Below are 2,881 nucleotides of genomic sequence, written 5' to 3'. Positions count from 1 at the left end.
GGCGTCACGACACGAAAGTGTTGGATCTGTCCGACTTTTGAGAACGTATGGTGATCACGCTGCGAGGATAGATGTTTCGCGCCGCAATGGCCTGAGATCAACGCCGTCTGTTGGGGTCCAGATGTAATCGCCGGTGAGACTGATGTGCTGCCAGCCGAGTGGGGTAATGTGTTTGATGATGTCAAGCGGCGTGGGAATGCCATCTCGGTTGAGCTCGGCGAACGCCGGTTCGAGATAGAGTGTGTTCCAGTAGACGATGGCGTTGATTAGCAGGTTCAGTCCAGATGCTCGGTAGAACTGGCTCTCGAAAGTCCGGTCGCGCAATTCTCCGAGGCGATTGAAGAACAGTGCGCGGGCCAAGGTGTTCTGGGATTCGCTCTTGTTGAGGCCGACCGTCGCGTTCCTGCGCATTTCGGGGTTCTGCCACCACTGGGGCAGAAAGATGGACCGATTGATGCGACCGAGATCGCGTAGCGCCAACGCCAGTCCGTTCTGGCGTGGGAATGCGGACAGCTTTGCCAACACCGTCGAAGGCCGAACCTGCCCGGAACGGATCGTCGTGACCAGCCGCAGGATGTCGTTCCAGTTTGCCTTGATCCGCTCGACGTTGATGTGCTCGCCAACGAGCGGCGCCAGGTTTTCGGGAGGCGCGTCGCCCGGGAAGAGATAGAGCTTGCGATCCTTGAGACCGCGCAGCCGAGGCACAATCTGGAAACCAACGAGATGGCAAAGGGCGAAGCTCATATCGCTTACCCCGCCGGTATCGACATAGTGGGTTTCGATGGCGAGATCGCTGCCATGATAGAGCAGTCCATCGAGGACATAGATGGCTTCGCTCGCATTGGCATTCATGGCGATGATGTAGAAAGCGCCGTACTGGTCAGAGGTGAACCGGTAGAATTTGGCGCCGGGGTTGGGACCATAGCGGCCGTTGAGGTCGCCGATCGCCTCGGCGTGTCCGCCCGCCGGAAAATACTGGCCATCGGAGGATGACGTTGTTCCATCGCCCCACAAGCTTGCCAGAGGCAATTGCCTCTGGGCGTTGACGAGAATGGCGTGCGCGGCCGTGTAACCTTCCTCGCGAATATGCCAGTCGTGCGCCCAGGCGAGTTGGCGCATCGTAATGCCGGGGGAAACGTCCGCCATTCTCGTGAGACCGAGATTGATGCCGTCCGCCAGGATGGCGGTGAGGAGCGCAAGCTTGTTGTCGGCCGTCCGACCGCTGCGCAAATGGGTAAAGGCGTTCGAAAATTCCGTTCGGGCGTCAACCTCGAGCAAAAGGTCAGTGATGCGGATCGCAGGCAGACGGCTTTCCACCTTTAGCTTCAGCGACTTGGCGATGTCCGGAAACATAGCCTTGTGCGGCGTGACGCTAAACCCCGCCCCGGTCAGTTCTACATCGTCGAGCTCGCCGGCTGCGGCCAGACGCGAGAGGTCAGCCAGTCCATCGTTCAGCAGCTGGCGCTGTTGGCGAAGATACGTCTCGACATCGGTATCAACGGCGATTGGAAGCGGTCCTTCCTCACGCATCAGCTCGAATGTCGGCGTGGGAATGAGAAAGCTTTCGAAAGACTGGAAGCGTTTGGCTCCTTCCACCCAGACATCGCCCGCATCGAGCCGGCGCTTCAATTCGCTGAACAGGCAAAGCTCATAAGCCCTGCGATCAATCTTTCCATCTTTGAGTATGAGAGGCATCCAGCCCTTCGGCGCAAAGGAGATCGGTGCCTTGTCGGGTATGGTCCTTTTGCCCGTACGATATAGACCCGCGACCACGGATAGCGCCCGCAAGAGGGTCGCCGCCACTGCGTGACCGCGGAACACGAGAGTGGAGAGAAACTGTGGCGCCAGTTTCCTGATCGTCGGATAGCGCTGGAGCATTTCGATTTTACCGTCGATAACATCCGGCGCGATCAGCGTATCGACCGCCTGGACACTGGTTGTAAAAGCTGGCCATTGGATGACCAGATCAAGCGCTTTGGCCATGTCCTCACCCTTCTCTCTAGCCTTGATGATCGCATGGCAGACTTTTGAAACGTCCTTCAACGGCGTCTGCACTTCCCGAACGGATCGGGTGACGCGAGCAGCCGCCTGGTTATTGGCTCGCCGCGTCAGGATGCCCATGAGTTTCTTGAACATGTCGATCGCGCAATCGGTGAGATGGCGGGAAAGGTGGAGCACTGTTGCAGCCAGGACAGCATGTCGGCGTTCGGTGTTAAGGTCGCGCAGATGCTGCGCGCTCATTCGCGTCCCCTCTGCAGCAAATTCGTCAAAGACCTTGGCCGGAATTCGATCCATCAACGTCGTCGGCAGGTTCAGAGACCGGAGAAAGCGAATGCGCTCGGCAATTCTGTCGAGGTTGACGGCGGCTGGCGACAATGCCGGCGTTCTCGCCCAGGCAAGAATGGTCACGCTTGTCCCCTCACGCGGATCGAGAAGCTTGTCCAGATCGAGCTTTTGGCCTTCTGAGATCCCGCCGGCCAAGGCCCGATGAGCAATACGAATGCCGCGCCTGATCGCCACATGAATGATGGCTTCGAGCGCTGGCCGCGCTGGCAAGAGAATTCTCCTGCGTCGCAGTTCTTCCACGACCATATCCGCCAATACATCGGCCTGGCGCAGGGTTTGTGCGGCAGGTGTCAGCCAGCCTGTGAGTGCCCGCACGTCCGAAGGCACAAACGGACGCATCTGCATTCTGTCGAAAAGCAGGGCCAGATGCTCGCGCCGCGTCTGTGGGCGCTCGAAATAACGTTCGATCTCATGGTGATCGACGCCGATCTGCCGCGCCAGAAATCGTAAGACGCCAGCCGGCAGGACCTCGCCATCCGCAAGCGGTCGGCCAGGGTATCGTAGCGTGGCCAGAACACAGGCGAGGCCCAGTCTG

At 59.0% G+C, this 2,881-nt stretch carries 1 protein-coding gene; it reads right to left on the bottom strand.

Annotated elements, in window-relative coordinates:
* Window positions 1-54: 54 nt before the first annotated feature.
* Window positions 55-2,881: Tn3 family transposase (locus ACODTZ_RS36045; protein ID WP_489032102.1), on the bottom strand; the 2,827-nt coding region annotated here is incomplete at its 5' end.

This window comes from Rhizobium sp. FG113, from assembly GCF_057809895.1.
This window is presented reverse-complemented; position numbering and strand designations above follow the sequence as displayed.